At 36.7% G+C, this 20,467-nt stretch carries 21 protein-coding genes; 12 read left to right on the top strand and 9 right to left on the bottom strand.

Annotated elements, in window-relative coordinates; genetic code table 11:
* Positions 1 to 316: 316 nt before the first annotated feature.
* The 4 genes from tssR to tssO are packed head-to-tail and all read right to left on the bottom strand — an operon-like array spanning position 317 to position 4,794.
* A complete protein-coding gene (gene tssR / locus HHL23_RS14900) occupies positions 317 to 2,716 on the bottom strand; it encodes a type VI secretion system protein TssR (protein WP_169235582.1) in 2,400 nt (799 codons plus the stop codon).
* Between the two features lie 45 nt (positions 2,717 to 2,761).
* Positions 2,762 to 3,670: a PKD domain-containing protein gene (locus HHL23_RS14895; RefSeq protein ID WP_169235581.1), complete on the bottom strand. Its 909-nt coding sequence runs from the start codon at positions 3,668 to 3,670 to the stop codon at positions 2,762 to 2,764.
* A gap of 49 nt (positions 3,671 to 3,719) precedes the next feature.
* The gene (locus HHL23_RS14890) at positions 3,720 to 4,244 is read right to left on the bottom strand and encodes a type VI secretion system transmembrane protein TssO (protein WP_169235580.1); all 525 of its coding nucleotides are present in this window, start codon (positions 4,242 to 4,244) and stop codon (positions 3,720 to 3,722) included.
* 16 nt (positions 4,245 to 4,260) lie between these two features.
* A complete protein-coding gene (tssO, locus tag HHL23_RS14885) occupies positions 4,261 to 4,794 on the bottom strand; it encodes a type VI secretion system TssO (protein ID WP_169235579.1) in 534 nt (177 codons plus the stop codon).
* 180 nt (positions 4,795 to 4,974) lie between these two features.
* Between tssO and HHL23_RS22840 the strand changes: the two genes are divergently transcribed.
* From HHL23_RS22840 to HHL23_RS14835, 10 genes are all read left to right on the top strand, one after another.
* Positions 4,975 to 5,646: a LuxR C-terminal-related transcriptional regulator gene (locus tag HHL23_RS22840; protein ID WP_169235578.1), complete on the top strand. Its 672-nt coding sequence runs from the start codon at positions 4,975 to 4,977 to the stop codon at positions 5,644 to 5,646.
* Between the two features lie 138 nt (positions 5,647 to 5,784).
* Positions 5,785 to 6,075: an HU family DNA-binding protein gene (locus tag HHL23_RS14875; RefSeq protein ID WP_002984212.1), complete on the top strand. Its 291-nt coding sequence runs from the start codon at positions 5,785 to 5,787 to the stop codon at positions 6,073 to 6,075.
* A 368-nt stretch (positions 6,076 to 6,443) separates the two neighbouring features.
* Positions 6,444 to 8,003, top strand: coding sequence for an Rne/Rng family ribonuclease (locus tag HHL23_RS14870; protein ID WP_169235577.1), 1,560 nt, complete (start codon positions 6,444 to 6,446; stop codon positions 8,001 to 8,003).
* A gap of 197 nt (positions 8,004 to 8,200) precedes the next feature.
* Positions 8,201 to 9,127, top strand: coding sequence for a PD40 domain-containing protein (locus HHL23_RS14865; RefSeq protein WP_169235576.1), 927 nt, complete (start codon positions 8,201 to 8,203; stop codon positions 9,125 to 9,127).
* A 10-nt stretch (positions 9,128 to 9,137) separates the two neighbouring features.
* Complete coding sequence (locus tag HHL23_RS14860; RefSeq protein ID WP_169235575.1) at positions 9,138 to 9,608, top strand: OsmC family protein; 471 nt, start codon at positions 9,138 to 9,140, stop codon at positions 9,606 to 9,608.
* Between the two features lie 229 nt (positions 9,609 to 9,837).
* On the top strand, positions 9,838 to 10,485 hold the full coding sequence (locus tag HHL23_RS14855) for a response regulator transcription factor (RefSeq protein ID WP_169235574.1): 648 nt from the start codon (positions 9,838 to 9,840) through the stop codon (positions 10,483 to 10,485).
* A 387-nt stretch (positions 10,486 to 10,872) separates the two neighbouring features.
* A complete protein-coding gene (locus HHL23_RS14850) occupies positions 10,873 to 11,502 on the top strand; it encodes an NUDIX hydrolase (RefSeq protein WP_169235573.1) in 630 nt (209 codons plus the stop codon).
* Between the two features lie 27 nt (positions 11,503 to 11,529).
* Positions 11,530 to 12,336 carry a lysophospholipid acyltransferase family protein gene (locus tag HHL23_RS14845; RefSeq protein WP_169235572.1) on the top strand — a complete coding sequence of 269 codons (807 nt, stop codon included), beginning with the start codon at positions 11,530 to 11,532 and terminating at the stop codon, positions 12,334 to 12,336.
* Positions 12,337 to 12,351: 15 nt separating this feature from the next.
* A complete protein-coding gene (locus tag HHL23_RS14840; RefSeq protein ID WP_169235571.1) occupies positions 12,352 to 12,792 on the top strand; it encodes a hypothetical protein in 441 nt (146 codons plus the stop codon).
* 2 nt (positions 12,793 to 12,794) lie between these two features.
* Positions 12,795 to 14,132, top strand: coding sequence for a UDP-N-acetylmuramate--L-alanine ligase (locus HHL23_RS14835; protein WP_169235570.1), 1,338 nt, complete (start codon positions 12,795 to 12,797; stop codon positions 14,130 to 14,132).
* 110 nt (positions 14,133 to 14,242) lie between these two features.
* Here HHL23_RS14835 and HHL23_RS14830 read toward each other — a convergent pair whose 3' ends face one another.
* From HHL23_RS14830 to HHL23_RS14820, 3 genes are all read right to left on the bottom strand, one after another.
* Positions 14,243 to 15,244 carry an NAD(P)H-dependent flavin oxidoreductase gene (locus HHL23_RS14830; protein WP_228464783.1) on the bottom strand — a complete coding sequence of 334 codons (1,002 nt, stop codon included), beginning with the start codon at positions 15,242 to 15,244 and terminating at the stop codon, positions 14,243 to 14,245.
* 183 nt (positions 15,245 to 15,427) lie between these two features.
* The gene (locus HHL23_RS14825) at positions 15,428 to 16,138 is read right to left on the bottom strand and encodes a DNA alkylation repair protein (RefSeq protein ID WP_194306309.1); all 711 of its coding nucleotides are present in this window, start codon (positions 16,136 to 16,138) and stop codon (positions 15,428 to 15,430) included.
* Positions 16,139 to 16,253: 115 nt separating this feature from the next.
* Positions 16,254 to 17,129, bottom strand: a complete 876-nt coding sequence (locus tag HHL23_RS14820) for an aldo/keto reductase (protein WP_169235569.1) — start codon at positions 17,127 to 17,129, stop codon at positions 16,254 to 16,256.
* A gap of 279 nt (positions 17,130 to 17,408) precedes the next feature.
* Here HHL23_RS14820 and HHL23_RS14815 point away from each other — a divergent pair, with 279 nt between their 5' ends.
* The gene (locus tag HHL23_RS14815) at positions 17,409 to 17,843 is read left to right on the top strand and encodes a GNAT family N-acetyltransferase (protein ID WP_262889247.1); all 435 of its coding nucleotides are present in this window, start codon (positions 17,409 to 17,411) and stop codon (positions 17,841 to 17,843) included.
* 25 nt (positions 17,844 to 17,868) lie between these two features.
* Positions 17,869 to 18,312 carry a GNAT family N-acetyltransferase gene (locus tag HHL23_RS14810; protein ID WP_228464782.1) on the top strand — a complete coding sequence of 148 codons (444 nt, stop codon included), beginning with the start codon at positions 17,869 to 17,871 and terminating at the stop codon, positions 18,310 to 18,312.
* Here HHL23_RS14810 and HHL23_RS14805 read toward each other — a convergent pair.
* Both HHL23_RS14805 and HHL23_RS14800 read right to left on the bottom strand, forming a co-directional pair.
* Positions 18,265 to 19,185, bottom strand: a complete 921-nt coding sequence (locus HHL23_RS14805) for a LysR family transcriptional regulator (protein ID WP_169235567.1) — start codon at positions 19,183 to 19,185, stop codon at positions 18,265 to 18,267. The two genes, HHL23_RS14810 and HHL23_RS14805, sit on opposite strands and share 48 nt — an antisense overlap.
* Before the next feature lie 143 nt (positions 19,186 to 19,328).
* Positions 19,329 to 20,264 (bottom strand): alpha/beta fold hydrolase, encoded by a 936-nt coding sequence (locus HHL23_RS14800; protein WP_169235566.1) that lies wholly within the window; start codon positions 20,262 to 20,264, stop codon positions 19,329 to 19,331.
* Positions 20,265 to 20,467 lie beyond the last annotated feature (203 nt).

Raw genomic sequence — 20,467 nt, 5'->3', positions numbered from 1 at the left:
AAATTTCAAAATTTGTAGTAGTTCTACGACTTTGGATTTAAAAATCCCCCTCAGAGATCACTAGCAGGGCATTTGCAATTATGCGGATATATAGAAATAATAAGAGATTTTACACTTAAATGAGAAATAGACTCTATTTTGGAATGTTAAAAATGGATTCGGATGATAAATTTTGAAGGTTGACGGAGTATAATGTTTAAGAATTTCGGTTACAAGATTATGTAAATCTCACATTGTCTTAGTCTTAGTCTTAGATTTCCCATCAATAAAAAAAGCAGAAGTTGTACTCCTGCTTTTCGTATGATAAAATTAATGATTAATGTTGGGTGTATTCCGGTGCCTCAACAGTCTGAGTGGTTGGCATAAAATATTCATTAAGCCAGTAGAAGGTTTGTCCGTTCTGCTGAATTTTCACTGCAGGATCATTTCTGTGGGAAAGCATTCTGTCGGCTAATTCTTTATAGTCCTTGAAATACTTTCTAACCCTTTCCTTTAGAACAATCTTCGGCTTTTTCCAGCCTTTCAGCTTGTATTTAGACATCAGTTCCTCTTCAGAGTTGTCGAAACCGGTACTTAATCCAACTGCATAAGACATTGGTTTTTCGTACAGTTCAGACTTATCCAGGAATGTTAAAGTAGGATTATATTTTTTCAGGAGCTTGATATATTCTTTAATTGCTCTTGATTGACTAAAATCTGCTTTTTCAGGTTCAGTCTTAAGATAAACTTCCGTGTAGAAGTTCTTTAAGTTATCATATTCCGTTTCAGAAATAAGGATTCCTTTTTCTATGCTTGGTTTAATGTCTTTTAAATCTTTCGGGATATATCCTTTTACCAGGAATGGATTTCCATAATTGATCAGCTGTGCTGCAATTCCTGCGGAAACCGGATTGGTAAGACCCGGGAACAGATATTTATATTTCAGATCTACATCTGTTCTTCCTGCTCCTACAGAAGAGTGGAAATATTCATTAAGCGACTTGTCAATCGTTTGGTTATCTAAAGTAACCTGTGCAATAAGGCTGTCTAGTGATTTTTTTAGGTAGCCCGGCGTTGCAATATCCCCTTTTTTAGGGAAAATAACAAATCCCTGAGACATACTCTGTTTCGGATAATCCAAGGAGAAGAACCCCTCATCGCCTTCCACAAGGCTGAAGTTATTTTTAGTAAGAACATCACTTTGATTGATGATCTTCTCTTTTTTAAGTTCAGCAATATTTTTCGCTGTATTGGTCACTACATTTTCAGCCATCAATACAAAATCATTATACGTGTCAGATGATCTTGCGCTGGTCTGGAACATGATCAATCGGGCCTGTGCCTGTGTAAGAGAACTGATCACGCTGTACATATTTCCGCTCTGGTTGGCTGAAGTACCTACAGTCACTACAATATTGGTTTCATCCGGAACATTGGAGAGAAGGTTTCCAGCGGCAGTAAGAGCCTCCCCTACAGGCTGATACCCGCTGTTGCTTGTACAGTTCATTTCATTCGTCTTTTCAGTAATGAATGTGGTGATTTTGCTGTAATCCGGACTTAAGTTTGAAACCAGAACGTTTTCTCCGCATGGATTGTTTTTATACAGAACCACACCGTATTTTACGCCATTGAAGTAAGAAGGCTTCTCAAATCTAAGCTGCAGATCCTGAAGAAGAGATTTTACAATGGGAGCATAAGGTGCATTAGGAGCACTTACATCCAGGGCAAAAACAATATTAATATTTTTATCTCTTTCTGTGATCTCTCTGTAGCGGTCAAAAATAATCTTTTCGCCCAGAACATTAAATATATAGTTTTTACTGTAATCTAAAACATTGGTAAAATACTTTGTTTTAGAATCAGGTGTCGGGGCTTCATTTAGCGCTAAACTTACCGGATAAATATTCTCAAGAGGGGTTCTTTTATGCGTGTCCGTAAGAAGAATCGCGGTTCTGCTATCTGAATCTGCTGCACCCGGATATCCTTCATGTATCCCCAAAGAAGAATCGGTTATTTTTGTATTATTATTAATTTTCACGGCAGAACGTTCACCCCATGCGGAGATTACGTTTGCGTTGACCCATCCGTAAAGATTCGTACTGATACTGTCTATATCAACGGAAGGTTTTTTACCTACTAAAAACCGCTTATTATTTTCCGCCTGCTTATAGACGTATACCATCTGTCCATTTGGAATCTTAACATTGGCTGTTTCTATAAGACTTGGTGAATTGAACACCATGATAGAGTCATTTTTATAGTATCTCTCAGCACTTCTTATCACTTCGCTGTTATTCGGAACTACAGCTACTCTTACAGGATACCCAGTTTTTTCGCTTTTTAAAGAATTGTTCCATAGAAGAAGATCCGTTTCAGGGATCCAGCCATAGGTTTTAATGGATTTTGACGAAACTTTTTTCATTAAAGCATCCGGATTATATTCCGCTACTTTTACCATTCCATCTCTATGTTTCAGAACCATTAAAGGTTCAAGAAATTTAACTTCTTTGTAAGATTTCTCGTCACTTTTATCAAGATAAGCTGTATTTCTTGACCTATCTGAAATCACGATCCACGGAACCGATTTTTTAGGGTATCCGTTCACTACCGGTGAGTTGTCTACCTGCCCGTACTGCGCAGGCTCGGGAGTTCTTTTATACGGCAGCTTCACCTGACAGCTCGTTATTAATACTGATAATCCGATATAATATGCTGCTAGAGGAAATTTATTTTTCATCCTATTTTATTTTTATGATTGGTGGGTCCGGAATACCGGATTGTATTATTTGCTTTGGTTGATATCGACTTTCGTCACACAGTTCTGCTTGTCGTCTAAGTTCACTTTTACGCTCTGGATCACAATGTTTTTGTCAAACTGAAGTCCTGCGCAATACATGTAAAAGTTATTAGCCTTACTGTCGCTCACTTTTACTACCGTATTTTCGTTGTTACACAGATACTTATTCAACAGGTAGTTGTAATGCATATTAAAACTGTTTCCGTTCGCAATCTGTTGTAAGTGGTATTTGAAATCGTCATCCACTTTTTTGTAGGAATCTTCTATCGGCACTTCATCCTGCTCCAGAGAGTTGTAGGCCGGAAGAATTTTGATCATGTGATAAGTAGGCTCCTCTTTTTCATCGGTAAGTAATTTCACACGGTAATCGCCCGGTTTTTTAAAGGAGTAGATGGCCATCTTCTCTTTGGAATCCGTATTTCCCGTTTCGCCAAACTCCCATGCAAACTGAGAGGCTTCTGAAATGGCACGGAACTGTACATTTTCATTCTGCATAGCCTGTGCCGGAGCCTCTATGGTTGTAGCAATTTTAGCGCTGTCTTTCGGCTTCACATATCTGGCCGAAACCATTACAGGAAAAGTCTTGGTATACTTGTTATCAATGATCAGACTTACGGCATAATATCCCGGTTTACTGTAAAAGTGAATTCCTCTGCTTTGGTCAGAAGTTTTCCCATCCCCAAAATTCCATCTTCTGGTTTTAGCGAACGGGGTCATGTCCTCGAATATAAGTGTATCTCCCACAGATATCGAAGACGGAGAGACTACTCCTACAATATCATCGGCAGAATGAATGACCTTTTTCTGCAGCCATAACGCAACGAGGGCCGCGATAAGCAGCGTTGCGATAACACCAATAATAATGTTCTTTTTGTTTTTTTGAAAATAATTCATAGTTAAGTGATTGTGATGTGTTTATTCCCTGAATATTTATTTTTTTTGGTTACTGAGTCCTCTCCCTCATTGCATTGTTCCTCTCATACAGGCGGTCCTGTGTACTCTTAAAACCAATCCTGCAGTCTTCCAACTGTTGGTTGAATTTTTTAATGTCTTCTGCGGTCGTAGAAATAACTTTTTTGTCTTCAAAATACATTTTATAGAATTTGGCGATCTGCGGATAGGCATCTTTACGGATATCCACCACATCGGTACTATGAAAATAGCTCGCCAGGCCATTAATCCCATTGAAAATATTATTTTCTACAAAAGATTCCGGAGCTTTATCTTTGATTTTACTGATCCTGAGATAGGTACTGTCCATTTCAGGCTGCAAGATTTTTTGCTGGCTTTCAAATTCTGTTTTCTGTTGAAGACTCTGTATTCCTCTTACGTCTTCATCCGAGAATGGAGACTCAAATCCTTTTAGAAAAATGATTCCAAGGAATATCATGGCTGCTACAAGCATTAGTATTAAATAAAAAAACTGATAATGCCTTTCTTTTTTGGATAATGTAATATGTCCCTGCATAATGTTTTCTTTTTTATTATCTTCTTTTACCTCCTGTGAAATTTCTTGTGGGATCTTTTTTAAGCTGGTTGTTTGCTCTGTCTACCTTTGACATGCATTCTTCAAGATCTCTACGGACAATTCTCTTGTTGTATTCTACCTCTAAAATATCATCCTTCAACTTCAGCATGGGCTCTATCTGTTTCATCAGAACAGCATAATGCTTGAAATTGCTCGTACTGTCTCCTTTCATAAGGAGTTTTACATCAGCTACATCATCCATAATTTTGGTTCGGAGAAAAGTACCATTTTGTACTTTATCGATATTAAGCTGATTCATCAGTTCATAGATTTTCTCTACATGATCCTTCATAAGATCACTGCGGACCATAAGATCTTTGTAGTCTTGTGCTTCTTTGGTAATTCCTTCTCTTTGTATGCTATAACTCTTAAAAAAGAGAAATAAACACGTAAAAGACACCACAGAGAGAACGGCGAAAGATAGAATAAACTTCCAAATGCCTATTCTGACGTCAGATTTGTTTAATTTTTTTTCCCTGGTAGTAGACATATTTTTGTAATTTGTTTGGCCTGTGAAAATATAAAAAAAAAAATTTATGTACAATACGTATTTTCCCCAAGGAAATTTCGTGAAAACCCCATTTAACCTAAGTTTAATTTCAACTTTCATAAGTTTTTCTTAATTTAGGCCTCTGAATTTTAAATATCCTACACCAAATCGATATTAAAAGTGAGTAAACTATTATCAAATACAGTCCGGTTTTCCATAGCAGACAGTGATTTCTACTTTAAGAAGATCATGGTCAAAACGCTTATGGAAAATCCCTTCTATATGCTTCTGAATGACTGTAACAACGGGCATGAGCTTGTGAACAGGATTTACAGGAGACAGGAAGATGTGTTTATCATAGAACTCTTTATGCCGGTACTCAGCGGCATAGAAGCCATCAAGTACATCCGGAAAAACAACGAGGAAACTCCCATTGTCACTTATTCCAATACCTACCAGGAAGATATGGCTGAAATCCTTTCTAAAATCCCCAACATCTATTACTGCCAGAAAAAGAGTAATATCATCAAAGATATTATCAAAGGTAGCATTGCTTCTGAAGGCTTCGATTACGAACAGTATTCTAAAGAATGGGAACAGCAGCCACTGGCAGTACAGAACTATATGGAACGGCAGAAAAAAGGCCAGGAAGAGCTCTCTCCTACCGAAATTCAGCTGATGAAATTCTGCTATGAAGGCTATAGCAACAAGGAAATTGCAGAAAAGCTGAATCTGAGCACACGTACGATTGACACCTATATCAATCGTCTTACGGAAAAGCTTGGACTGAAGACAAAACTGCATCTTATTCGTTTCTGTGTAGAGAATGGTTACTACAATTCCAGCATGTAGGGAGATTTAATGTAATATTAATATAGGCTAAACATGAAAACTCTAACTCTGTAAACAAAAATAATTTACCACTAATTTGCTAGTATTCAATTTTTTTAACTAAATTTGCACACCTAAAATTTAAAATTAAAAAAGGAAATGACAAAGGCAGAATTGGTAAACACCATCTCAAATAAGTTGGGAACAGAAAAGAATGAAACACAGAAAGTTGTAGAAGCTTTTATGCAGGAGATCAGGACTTCTATGTATAATGGGGATAACGTTTATCTGAGAGGTTTTGGATCTTTTATCATTAAAACAAGAGCTGCTAAAACAGGAAGAAATATTTCTAAGAACACTGCAATTGAGATTCCTGCTCATAACATTCCTGCTTTCAAACCTTCAAAATCTTTTGTAGAGAAAGTAAAAACTAAAGTCGCAGTAAAATAAAACATTAACTGAATATTAACTAGTTACTAAAAAATTTAAAATTATGCCAAGCGGAAAGAAAAGAAAAAGACACAAGGTTGCAACTCACAAGAGAAAGAAAAGAAGAAGAGCGAACAGACATAAGAAAAAATAATCTCTTTTTCTCGAGATTTACAATATAATAATATAGTTGGTGGTTTTAATTTTTTAAAGATCACTGACTATATTTTTGTTTGCAACCATAAGATTTCAGGGAAAAATAGCGGCTCTTGCAGATATTTTAAAAAAAATAGAGCAATTTCATTCTAAATTCTTATATTTAATATTATTTATTTGCTAAAAAATACGCCAATTCCCTATAATCTTAATAATTTTTATCTTATAACAAAATGAAGAAAGAACTAATAGTTTCGCATGAAGATGATCTTACAAAGATTGCACTACTGGAAGACGGAAGACTATGTGAACTTCATGAACAAGAGGACAAAAGCGAATTTATAGTTGGAGATCTGTTTGTAGGAAGAGTAAAAAAACTGGCACCCAATCTGAATGCCGCATTCGTAAATATAGGATACGATAAGGATGCATTCCTGCATTATCAGGATTTGGGACCTCAGTATCTTACGTACAAAAAGTTTTTAAAAGATACTATTTCTAAAAAACAGAGCGCTTCAAGCTTAAAAAATTTCGAGATACAACCCGAAATAGACAAAAACGGAACCGTAGAGAAAGTCATTGTAAAAGACGATCTCGTTCTGCTTCAGATCACCAAAGAACCCATTTCTACAAAAGGTCCCAGGATCTCTACCCAGGTTTCTCTGACCGGCCGTTTTCTGGTTCTGATCCCTTTCGACAACAAAGTTTCCATTTCTAAAAAAATCAGAACTACTGAGGAAAAAGAAAGACTGAAAACCCTTATCGACAGCATCAAGCCTGAAGGTTTCGGAGTGATCATAAGAACAGTTGCGGAAGGAAAAAAAGTAGCAGATCTTCACAATGATATGAATCAGCTGATCCAGAAATGGGAAAGCACTTTTAGAAACATTCAGAAAAGTAAGGTGCCCGCCAGAGTTTTAAGTGAAGAAGACAAAGCTTCCGCTATTTTAAGGGACAATTTCAACCAGGATTTTGTAAGCATCATCTGCGACGATGAACAAATGGTAGAGGAAATGACTAACTACGTAGAGGTCATAGCCCCGGAAAAAAAGAATATTGTCCAGTTTTATAATTCCCACATTCCTCTTCTGGAATATTATAACGTTGAAAAACAGCTCAAACAGAGTTTTGGAAAACACGTTAATATTCCAAGTTCAAAAGGAGCTTACCTCGTCATTGAACACACAGAAGCACTTCATGTGATCGACGTTAATTCCGGAAATAACATCACGACCGGAAATTCAGCCAATAAAGAACACGCTATGAACGTGAACAAAATGGCAGCAACAGAAATCGCAAGACAATTGCGTCTTCGTGATATGGGTGGCATTATCGTTATTGATTTTATCGACATGCAAAACCCCGACCACAGAAGAGATTTGTTTGAACATTTGAAAGAAGAAATGAAACGTGACAAAGCACGCCACAAAATTCTTCCCCCGAGCAAATTTGGATTGATCCAGATCACAAGACAAAGAAACCGCCCGGAAAAACAGATCGAAACCAAAGAAGAAAACCCGAACAAAGACGGAGAAATCACAGCTCCGATTGTTGTTGTGGAAAGACTGGAAGAAACCATAAGAAATATCATACAGAAGGACAAAGGAAAACTTTATCTGCATGTACATCCTTTCGTGGAAGCTTACCTTACAAAAGGCATCAAAAGCATCCAGATGAAATGGTTTATAAAGTATAAAAAATGGGTAACCATTATTCCACGGGATTCTTTCAAATATTTAGAATACAAGATTTACAATTCGAAAAAAGAAGAATTGATAGGATATTCTAACTAACACAAAATTCTAAACCTCTAGCTTGTCTGGAGGTTTTTTTATATTTTACCGTTTTATATTACAAAACTTTGTCTTTCTTAGGAATCCAATCCCCATAATTAAATGTTCAGATTACTAGAAAACAATCAATTAGAGCTTTATACAATTATTATAAACAATTGGATTATTTAATTAAATTAGACTATTGATTTCTAAAGATGAAAAATATATTCACAACTCTATTCCTTCTTATCGTCAATTTGTTTCATGCTCAGGATTCAAATGCAATAAAACTCTTTGATAAAAAGCTCAACCAATTTCTCAATGTAAGGGATTTTTCAGTTTCCGGAGATGGAAATGAGGCTTTTTTCACCATACAAAGTCCTAATCAGGAAATTTCCCAAATTGCCTATATCAAAAAAGAAAAAAACAATTGGTCTGAGCCTCAACTATTACCTTTCAATAATGAATACTCTTATCTGGAACCTTTTTTAGCTGATAATGGAACCCGATTGTATTTTGCTTCTGATCGTCCTTTAGACAGAACAAAAGCAGAAAAAAAAGATTTTGATATATGGTATGTAGAAAGGAAAAATAAAAGTTCAGAATGGTCTGACCCTATCAATATCGGTAAGCCTGTCAATTCTGACCTGAATGAGTTCTTCCCTACGCTCTCCGATAATAAAAATTTATATTTCACCATGGAAACACCTACAGGCATGGGGAAAGATGATATTTATTTCTGTAAATGGGAAAGCAACAAATATTCTGATCCGAAAATACTGGATGAAAACATCAATAGTAATGGATATGAATTCAATGCTTTTATTTCTAAAAAGGAAAATTTTATACTTTTCACAAAATATAATGAAAAAGGCGGACAGGGAAGCGGGGATCTTTACATTTCCCAAAAAGGCTCTGATGGAAAATGGCAGAAAGCAGAGAATTTGGGGATTCCCATCAATACAAAGTTCATGGAATACTGCCCTTTTTATGATGAAAAAAACCAGATTTTATACTTTACCAGCAAAAGAAATAATGTATCTCCAAAAAAATTCACAACTCTATCCGATTTTCAGGAATATATTAACGAAGGTGAAAACGGTTTAAGTAAAATTTATAAAATACCTTTTACAATAAAATAATCTTTCTACAATGAGTAAAGAACACCACTATAAAGCAACAATCCATTGGACAGGAAACAAAGGAACAGGCACCAGCAGCTATAGAACCTACGAAAGGAGCCATACTGTCAATATTGAAAATAAAGCGGTTATTGAGGGTTCTTCTGACCCCGCCTTTCGTGGAGATAAAACCAGGCACAATCCGGAAGATATGTTCCTTTCCTCACTTTCTTCCTGTCATATGCTCTGGTATCTTCATTTTTGTTCTGAAGAAGGAATTATTGTCACCGATTACACAGACGAAGCTACCGGAATTATGACGGAAACCACTGACGGAAGCGGGCATTTTACATCGGTTACTCTACATCCTGCAGTTACTGTTACCGAAGAATCAATGATTAATAAAGCAAAGGAACTTCATCATAAGGCCAACCAATTTTGTTTTATTGCCCGGTCGGTGAATTTTCCAATAAAACATATCCCTACTGTGGCAGTTAAATAATTTTCATTACAGATAAAATCTCATAAAAAACCCTTTTAACATTGAGTTTTAATTATAATAACTCTAAAATTATAAATCAAAAATCCACAATAGGAGAATTATTTACCAAATAATCAATAAAATTTGAATTTTACAATCATTTATCATGTAAAAAACAACAATTAATTGTAATTTTTATGTAAAATGTAAAGTTTTTTTTTATATTTTTATATAAACAAAACTAACCATGATGAAACCAAGATTAACCATTTTTGATGAACCGCTGCTGTACACAGAAGGTTTATCAAAATTGCTCTCACAGAGCAAAATTTTTAATGCGATTGACATTTGTAATTCTTATGAAACCTTATTTGAACAATTAAAAGAAGATCCCCCTGAAATCCTGGTTATAAGCTCGAATATGCTTATGCTTACAGATATTTTCAGACTCGTAGAAGACATCACCTCCACCAACAAAAAAATCAAAATTATTGTCATAGGCAATAGTTATGATATGACTGAGATCCGAAAGCTCTTTAACAAAGGTATAAAAAGCTATCTTGACAAAAACAGCAGATACGATGAATTTCTGAAATCTATCAATGTTCTGCTTTTGAATGAGATCTACATCTGTGACAATGCAAAAGAAAGAATGATCAATTTTATCAGCAGTGAGGAAGGAAAACCCAATCCTCACCTCAAAGAACCGCTGACACGAAGGGAAATGGAGATCCTTAAACTGATATGCGATGGTTTCAGCAGCAAAGATATTGGTGAAAAACTATTTATAAGCATCAATACTGTAGAAACCCACCGCAAGAGAATTCTTTTAAAATTAAACGCAAAAAATTCCGTAGGAATTGTAAAATACGCCTTAGAAAACCACATTATTGATTGATGAAAACTAATTCGATTCCCTTCCAAAAAAGTCCAAACCTAAGGTTTGGACTTTTTTGGAAGGGAATCGAATTCAACAGTGAATTTCGCTTTGTAAATGAATGGCGAATTTTTAAACTCAAGAACCAAGAGTCAAGATTTTTAGATAAATCACTGTTTACCGTTTCCTCTGAATCATGTATTTTAGTTACATAAAAATACGGTACACTGCGCCCGTTATTTCCACATAAAACATACAACAATTCTAATTTTCAATCTAATAATTCGCTGCTTTTCAAAATTTTTTAATCATCAAATCTTTTACTCATTACATTTTCAACCCTGCATCAATGGTTAATTAATGTTAATGGCTATTCTTTTCTTCAGTATATATTGCTAAATTTGAGCTATGGAAAGTTTTGGAAAAGATTTATTGAGTAAAATTACAAACGTAGAACTGCCCGGAGTCAATGCACATGGTGTATTTTCACCACCTTCCCGCCCTGTATTTACGTATGATGAAGTATTAGCAAAGAATCCAAAATTTGCAGCGGTTAATATTGTCTTGTATTTAAAAGACAATGAATGGTATTTCCCCTTGATCCAGAGAACCATCAACGAACATGACAGGCACAGCGGGCAGATCTCGCTACCCGGTGGGAAACGTGAAGAATTGGACAGGGACTTTGCAGAAACCGCAGTACGTGAAACTTCGGAGGAGATCGGAATCGATAAGCATTATATTAGGGTCATCAGAGAAATGTCTCCTATTTATGTTCCACCGAGTAATTTTTATGTATATCCCTATATTTCATATACTAAAAAGAACCCTCTTTTCGTTCTCCAGCAAAGCGAGGCAGTGGAAACTATAGAATTTCCTATTACTTCTTTCCTCAGTCTTCCGGATAATCCGGAGATGATGGAGCTACCAAGTACTGCCGGACATGAAGTTCCGGTCATTAATTTCAACGGATATATAATCTGGGGAGCTACAGCAATGATATTGAGCGAGTTTAGCCAGTTGTTGAAAAAAATGTAACTTTGCACTACCGTGTTTAATAGAGAAATGGCGAAGAAAAATATTTTCACCGATGCATTCGGAACACCTTATTTTTTAAAAAGGTTAATCATTTTTATTTTAGGAATTGTATCCTACAGAAGGTTCAACGGCTTTAATAAACTGAAGATAACCGGTACAGAACACCTTGTGGATCTTCCGGATTCCAATGTGCTTTTTGTGTGTAACCATCAGACCTACTTTGCAGATGTAGCAGCAATGTATCATGCATTCTGTGCTGTAAACAACGGATATCTGGACACCATCAAAAATCCGATCTACCTGCTTAATCCAAAGATCGATTTTTACTATGTCGCAGCAGAAGAAACCATGAATAAAGGGATTCTTCCGAAGATCTTCAAGATCGCCGGTGCTGTAACGGTAAAAAGAACCTGGAGAGCAGAAGGTAAGAACGTCAACAGAATGGTAGATCTTACCGAGGTTGACAATATTATGAAAGCCTTAGACAACGGCTGGGTAGCTACTTTCCCTCAAGGTACTACCTCTGCTTTTGCACAAGGACGAAGAGGAACAGCCAAGCTGGTCAAAAACCAACGCCCTATCGTGATCCCTATCAAGATCAACGGTTTCAGAAGGGCATTTGACAAGAAAGGCCTCCGGGTAAAGGTAACAGGCGTAAAACCTACCATGGAATTCAAACCCCCTCTGGATATAGATTATGACAATGAAAAAGCGCCAGAAATTTTATTGAAAATTATGACTGCCATTGAGCAGACAGAAGATTTCAATGTACTACACAATTATGATGAAGAACTTAAAGCTAAAAAATTAGAACAAAAGGATTCAAATAATTAAAGTAAGTAAAAAATTATGAACAAAATATTAGGGATCTTATTCGCGATCATAGTATTAGTTTCGTGTAACAGCCAGAAAGTATATTCAGATTTTGATATCAGCTATTCCAGAAACGGAGGGCTTAGTCTTGTGTACGAGAACCTGCTGATTAAAGGTAACAATGCACATTACTCTTTTGAGGGGCAAGGGAAAAAGCACAAGCAGGATTTCAAAATTTCTGATGAAGACCTGAAGAAACTGGACCAGACCCTTTCTCAAAATAATTTCAGAAGGATAGAGGAAGACCGTAAAAAGCTGTATGATAACATTACCACTTCTATCAATATAAAGAAAGGTTCTAATGAAGGGAGTAAGACAGATGCAAGCATGATAATGCCCAATTTCACAACGAACTGGACCAACATTCTGACTGCTTTCCAAGAGATCATTAATAACAATGTAAAAAACAATAAATAAAGTTGAAAACCCACTTCATTGCTATCGGCGGAAGCGCCATGCATAATCTTGCTATTGCATTAAAAGACAAAGGATATCAGGTAACAGGTTCGGATGACGCTATTTTTGAGCCTTCAAAATCCAGATTGGAAAAGAAAGGAATTTTGCCTCAGGAAATGGGCTGGTTCCCGGAAAAGATAACGGCCGATATTGATGCGATTATTCTTGGAATGCATGCCCATCAGGACAATCCTGAGCTGGCAAGAGCAAAAGAACTGGGTCTGAAAATTTATTCATATCCTGAATATCTTTACGAACAGTCAAAAAACAAAACAAGAGTAGTTATCGCCGGATCACACGGTAAGACAACGATTACCTCCATGATTCTTCACGTGCTGAACTTTCACCAGAAAGATGTAGATTTTATGGTGGGAGCCCAACTGGAAGGTTTCGACTGTATGGTAAAACTGACTCAGGACAACGATTTTATGGTACTGGAAGGTGATGAATACCTTTCCTCTCCTATCGATCTCCGTTCAAAGTTTCTTCTGTACCAGCCGAATATTGCTTTAATGAGCGGTATCGCATGGGATCACATCAATGTATTCAAAACTTTTGATGACTATATCGAGCAGTTCAGAAAATTTGTAGCAAGCATTACTCCCGGTGGTGTTCTGGTGTACAATGAAGAAGATACCGAAGTCGTAAAAGTAGTGGAAGCAGCTGAAAATTACTTCAGAAAAATCCCTTATAAAACCCCTGAATATGAGATCAGCAACGGAAAAGTTTATCTGAAAACTGAAATGGGCGATGTTCCACTTTCTGTTTTTGGGGCGCATAACCTGCTGAATATGGAGGGAGCAAGACATATCTGCCGTCAGCTGGGGATTATGGATGAGGATTTCTACGAAGCTATTATGAGTTTCAAAGGAGCATCCAAACGTCTTGAAAAAGTAGAAAGAGCAGATAAAGGAACGCTTTATAAAGATTTCGCTCATGCACCGAGTAAGGTAAAAGCTGCAGTAAAAGCTTTCTGTGAACAGTTTAAAAAGGAAAAGAAATATGGTTTCTTAGAACTTCATACGTATTCAAGCTTAAATCCGGTTTTTCTTGAACAATACGATCATGCCATGGATGGCTTGGATGAAGCGGTAGTTTTCTACTCTGAAGATGCTTTAAAAATCAAAAGAATGGATCCTATTTCTCCTGAGCTGATCAAAGAAAAGTTTAAGAATGAAGGATTAAGAGTATTTACCAATGCTGAAGAGCTTCATGCTTATTGGGAAACGTTAGACAAAGCTCATGGTGTTTTCCTGATGATGAGTTCAGGTAACTTCGGAGGTTTGGATCTGACGAAATAAATTTGAAAACGAATTAATCTGATCATGAAGAAACATGATTAGATTTTCCAAATAAAAATCCTTTCATGCAGATGAAGGGATTTTCTTTTTGGTATTTGTATCATTACGGTTTAGGATTGTTTTTCAGCCGCTTCAATAAGCTTTTTCAAAATATCTTCTGTAGAAAGCATACTGTACTCATGAATCGACTGTCCCGTCCAAATACCTACAAAATCTGTATTGTGTAAAGTTTTCGAAACTCTACGCAGCTCATTCGTTAGTTTATTTTGATAAGGATAAGGGAGAACGTAATCCGAATTTTCGAGGCTTTCGATAAACTTATTTTTAATGCCTCTCGCATACCGTCCTGAAAAACTTCTGGTCAGTACGATATCTTTCTCGGTCACATTTTTAAGCCTTTCTTTTTCAAACGGGTGCAGTCCGCTTTCCTGTGATGCCAGTAGAATACTTCCTACCTGAAATCCCTTTGCTCCAAGTTCTTTTGCCGCCCTTAAAGTCTTTCCATTATAAATTCCTCCGGCATAGATCAGCGGGGCTTTTACATGGTCATCAACTTCAGAAAGCAGGGATATCCCTCCAATCTGTGGAATATTCTCAGCATCAAAAGTTCCCCTGTGCCCGCCGGCTTCAATTCCCTGAACACAGATCAAATCGATTCCGGATTTCTCCAAAGCCAATGCTTCTTCCAATGAAGTACAGGTACCAATGAGAATGACTCCGTTTTCTTTCAGTTTTTGAATGCTTTTATCATCCAGATTCCCAAAAGTAAAACTGAGTATTTTACATCCCTCTTCAATAATGGCGTCTACCTGTTCATGGTAACTATTTACTTTAAGATCTTCAAGATCCGGTAGTGTAACCTCTATATTATTTTCCTTCGCCAGCTGGGTGATGAACTGTTTAGCTTTACTATATTTTTCATTCAGAGCATCCGTAATTTCAGGAATATGGTGAACAAAGATGTTCGCAGCAAACGGCTGATCAGTCAGTTTTTGAGTTTCCCTGATGAGTTTGACAGATTGATCGGGTGAAAGATCGGCCAATGCCAATGATCCCAGACATCCTGCTCTTGCAGCAGCGGCAGCCATATGCGGGCTGCTTACTCCAAACATCGGAGCCTGAATGACAGGGGTATTTGATAGAGAATATTTTACTGATGGTGTCTGGCCACAACATAGGAATTATTTTATCTAAAATTTACGAAAAACCAGGAATACATTTGTTGGGAAAAGCATGATATTGGTCAAGTCCTTTATTTAAAAATCATTCTGTCTGAAGTTTTAATAGCAAATGCATCAGATTTCCTTACTTTTCCGGAGTTCTTTGTAATGCTTTTTTGTGTCCGGATCCAGTTTTTCTATCGCGTAAGAAAATGTGGCAGCAGGCATCGTTTTAACATACTGATCAAGAAAATGATGCAGTCTTTTGGGATTTTTCTTTCCAGCCTCTCTTATCCAGCTCCCAACGGCTTTGTTTACTAATTCATTGGGATCATGAACGAGGATTTCAGCAATATTAAAGGTGTCCTCAGTATCATTTTTCCTGATAAAAGCATAGGTACTTACCACTGCAGTTCTTCTTTCCCATGGGTTTTCAGACTCAGCCAGTTTATATAAAATATCTCTTGGCCTGTCGGCTAAATATTCACCGACGATATTCCGTGCTCCCCGGTCTACAAAATCCCAGTTGTTCAAACGGTCATGACGATTTAAATACATATCAAAAAGCTCTTTTTTCTTCTCTTCTGTGCTTTTTTTATTTCCGGCCTGAAAATCCATAATGCTCACCGCCCCCATTCTCACTTCATAAAAATCACTGTCCAGAAGCGTATTAATTTCTTTCAGTGGCATTTTTGAAAATTCTTTTGCTGTAGTAAAAACATCCCCGAATTTCACGCCGAAAGGTCGGGTAACACCGTCATTTCCTTTGAAAAATTTTTCCACCTTATCCATTTCCTTCTCATTCCTGAAAGTCGATAGTTTTTCTATGAATTGTACTGCGGTCATGGTTTTTATTTAAAATTAAAAAAATCTCCCGCAAATGAAACTGATTCAGCAGATATTTGTCTTAAAAATCTGGAGTATCCATTTGATCTGCGGGAGAAAATATGTTGATATTCTCTTAAATATCTGCTACCACTTTAAGCATTTTCTCCTCCCATTCAGGATCTTTCGGATCAAAGAACAGTCTTTTCCCAGTATCTAATGAGCGAACAATATTCATTTCCTCATCTCCCAGTTCAAAATCAAAAACATTAAAGTTCTCTTCAATTCTGGAAGGCGTCACCGATTTTGGAATCACAACAAATCCTTCCTGAAGGTGCCATCTTAAAACCACCTGAGCGACTGTTTTATTATATTTTTCAGCGATTGCTTTTAATTGAGTATTGTTCAGAAGATCCGCATTTCCGTTTCCAAGCGGACTCCACGGTTGTGTGATGATGTTATTTTCTCTATCATACACCTGAAGTTCTTTCTGCTGGAAAACCGGATGCAGTTCGATCTGGTTGATCACCGGAAGCACAGTTGAATTCGCTTTTAATTCTTCTAATTTCTCTACCGTAAAGTTACACACCCCAATCGCTTTGATCTTTCCTTCACTGTACAGCTCTTCCAAAGCTTTCCAACTTCCCAGAAAATCTCCGTAAGGCCAATGGATCAGGTACATATCCAGATAATTCATCTGCAGTCTTTCCAGTGTTCTTTGAAATGCTTTTTTAGTCTGTTCATAGCCATGATCCTGAACCCATACTTTTGAAGTGATAAACAATTCATCTCTGCTGACACCGGCATCTTTTACCGCCTGCCCTACTGCTGTTTCATTCTGATAAATAGCCGCTGTATCGATCATTCTGTACCCTGTCTGAATAGCTTTCACGACTGCACTTTCGCATTCATTCAGGTTTTCCATCTGCCAAACCCCAAATCCTAAAGCCGGAATATCCACTCCGTTATTTAATGTCACTACAGGCTGCCCCGTATATGTTTTGTTTTGCATAATTTTTAAATTTCAATTTTAATATTAATGTATAGCCTAACAAATTTGCAATAAAAAATTGGCATTTGTACTTACCATTTTTACTGTTTTCAAAGTATTCAGAGGCTGTTGGTAAGTGTTTTTTACTACCCCGTCTTTTTGCTTCGCAAAAATCCACCCCTTCAAAGAAGGGGAATTGCTACTTCTCCAAAATACCCATCTTTCTAACTTCTAACTTCTAACTTCTAACTTCTAGTTTCTAAAATCAAATTTTTCCTATTTTTGCAGAAACCCAAAATATTGTCACATCCAATCAGACTGGCGCATGCCGAAGATTATCCGAGAATTATGGAGATATGGGAATCTGCCGTAAAAGCAACTCATCATTTCCTCGCTGAAGAAGATTTTAAGTATTTCAAAGAAGTGATTCCCAGAGATTATCTTCCGGATCTGGAAGTATACGTAATGACAGAAAATGAGATTGCAGAAGGTTTTTCTGCTGTAGCTGAGGGTAATCTGGAAATGCTTTTCATCCACAACGAATCCCGCGGAAAAGGATTGGGCAGAACGTTGTATGAATTTATGAAAGACAAAACAGATTTAACAAAAGTAGACGTCAATGAACACAACCCTCAAGCCATTGGATTTTATACAAAAATGGGTTTCAGACAGATCGGAAGATCAGAAAAAGACGGTTCCGGAAAAGACTATCCTATTATTCATATGAGCCTGTAAAATGGAAAAATTCACTTTAAAAAAAATGGATCCGGGTTCAGATATTCCGTACGAATTGCTTCTTCTAGCGGATGAAACCGTTGAAGCCATCGATCAATATATTTTTGACTCCGATATCTATCTTTTACATCATGATGTACAGAATATTGCTGTGATGGCACTCTATCAAAACAGTAATACAGAACTGGAAATCAAAAATATGGCGGTCATTGAAAGCTACAGAAGTCAGGGAATCGGCACTATCCTTATTGATCAAGCTAAAGAAATCGCCAAAGAAAATGGCTATACAACTTTAGCCGTAGGAACCTCGGATACGGGATTTCAGCAGATTAAATTCTATGAAAAGAATGGTTTCATAAAAAAGGGAGTGCGTAAAGACTTTTTTATAGAAAATTACGCAGCCCCAATTTATGAAAACGGATTACAGATGCGCGACATGATCATACTTACCCATGACCTTTCGAAATAATCCTTTGATATGCTCAATCTCTGACTGATAGTTTGTTTTTTTTCTACAGCCAAAATACAGGGTGTTTTCAAGTTTTTTCTCACCTTCCCAGATCAGTTTGAGATCGCCGTTCTCTATTTCATTTTTGCAGAGAAAGTCAGGAACCACGGCAAGTCCGGTTCCTCCTTTCAGACAACGGATGATCGAGTTTAAATTGGGAACGATATAATTGGGACGGAAATTCGGTTTATGCCCGAAATTCATGATCCAGAACTGAAACAGATGTTCCATATCCCCTGTCGTTCCGTACCATTTTTCCTGCTTCAGCCAGTCCTCAATATGTTCTACTCCTTTGGTTTCAACGATTTTTTGGAAGCTGTTTGTATCTACATTTTTTCCACCTACGAGAATAATCTGTTCGGAAGAAAATGCTTCATGTTCAATATTGGGAGAAACTCCTTTTTTCGGGGTAATAATCAAATCAAGGATTCCTTTATCCAACTGGTCCAGCATTTCCGGATACTGTCCGAAACTGATGATCAGGTTAAAAGGTAAAGTGGAAACATACTGCTCCAAAGTCGTTTGAAACGTTTCAAAACACATTCCCACACTGATCGTAGGCGTCAGTTTTTCCGTCGACTTCTGAAAATTCTTCTCCACATCTTCCAGCTTGGAAAGCGGTTCAGACACGGCATTGAATAAAACCTTTCCTCTTTCAGTCGGCATCATTTTTCTACCGGTCCTGTCAAATAATTTATAGCCTACATAAGCTTCCAGCGAGCTTAGGTGAAGACTTACTCCGGGTTGGGAAATGAACAGTGAATCTGCAGCTCCCGTTAGTGTTCCGGTTTTGTATATCGCTTTAAAAGTGCGGTACCATTCTAGATTGACCATAACTTTAATTATAAATATTCTGATACAAAATTACAAAATAATTACAATACTGATAGGTTTAAAGAAGCTTAATCGTGGAAGACAGACGTTATGTAGTCTTTACTACCTTCTATCTTCCTCTTCCATCTCCTTACCCACTTTGCCTATTTCAACAGCGTTATGATCGTATTCTGAAACTTTTCAGGCTCATCTTTATGGATTTGATGTCCTGAATTTTCAAACAAGAAAAGATCTTTCCTGGGAGCTTTTACTTGCTCAAAATATCCTTTGGTAATGATCGTCAGAGTTTGAATATCATTTTTGCCGACAAAAAAATAAACCGGGCACTCAATTTTCTTTAACGTCTTTGGCAGGTCAATTTTCATGACTTCGTTCCAGGCTGGTGACCAGGTTTTAGACCACTGAAGAAAACCTTTTTTGAAATCATCACCGGTTACATATTTTTTACCGTCTTTATAAAAAAGCCACTTTCTTAAATAAAACAGATCATAATCATTGGTAAAAGGAATATGTACACTCGCCAGTTCTTTGCTGGCAACGGCATCTTCTTTAAATTGAGTTTGCAACGTTTTGAGTAATTCTTTTTCACTCTTTAGCTGGCTGATCACAGGGTTGACCGCAAAATAAGCATGTAAGAGTTCAGGATGATTTCTGACAATGTAAAAACCTAAAGCATTTCCCCAAGAACTTCCAAGCAAGTATACTTTTTCCTGCTTTAGTTGCTTTCTAAGAAAATTGATCACTTCAAAGGTATCTTTACCCATTAACTCAACGGATGGTGATACGGGTGAAGGGTTTAATTCAAATGTTTTTCCGGCATCTCTCTGATCCCATTGAACAATAGTAAATCTGCTTTTTAAAATACTTGTAAAAGAATCCGCATTTTTCATCATGGAACTTCCCGGACCACCGGATAAAAAGAGAAGTATGGGTTTACTGGCATCATCTGTTTTAATTTCTATAGCTTGTTTTATACCGCCAATTTCCGGTGTGATAATAGTATCAATTTTTACTTTTTGTAATTGTGCTAAACTAAATACTGACAGGAGTAAAAAAATAATAAGGGTTATCTTTTTCATGATTTCTGAATTTTTATGTGACGTTAATAATCTGATGCAAATATGCTTCAGAGAATTTTTAAAAGAGTCTCAATAAAAAAAGTCGAACGCATTTTATTACTAAAATAGGTTCGACCATTTACAACCGGAAGTACGAGTAGTTACAACAACATACTAATCAAATTATTATAATCAAAATCAGTGTTGATTCTGTTTATTTTTAA

The organism is Chryseobacterium antibioticum, from assembly GCF_012927325.1.
In the GTDB taxonomy this organism is placed as follows: Bacteria; Bacteroidota; Bacteroidia; order Flavobacteriales; family Weeksellaceae; genus Chryseobacterium; species Chryseobacterium antibioticum.
The sequence above is the reverse complement of the archived record's forward strand: the minus strand, read 5'-3'. Positions and strand labels throughout refer to the sequence as shown.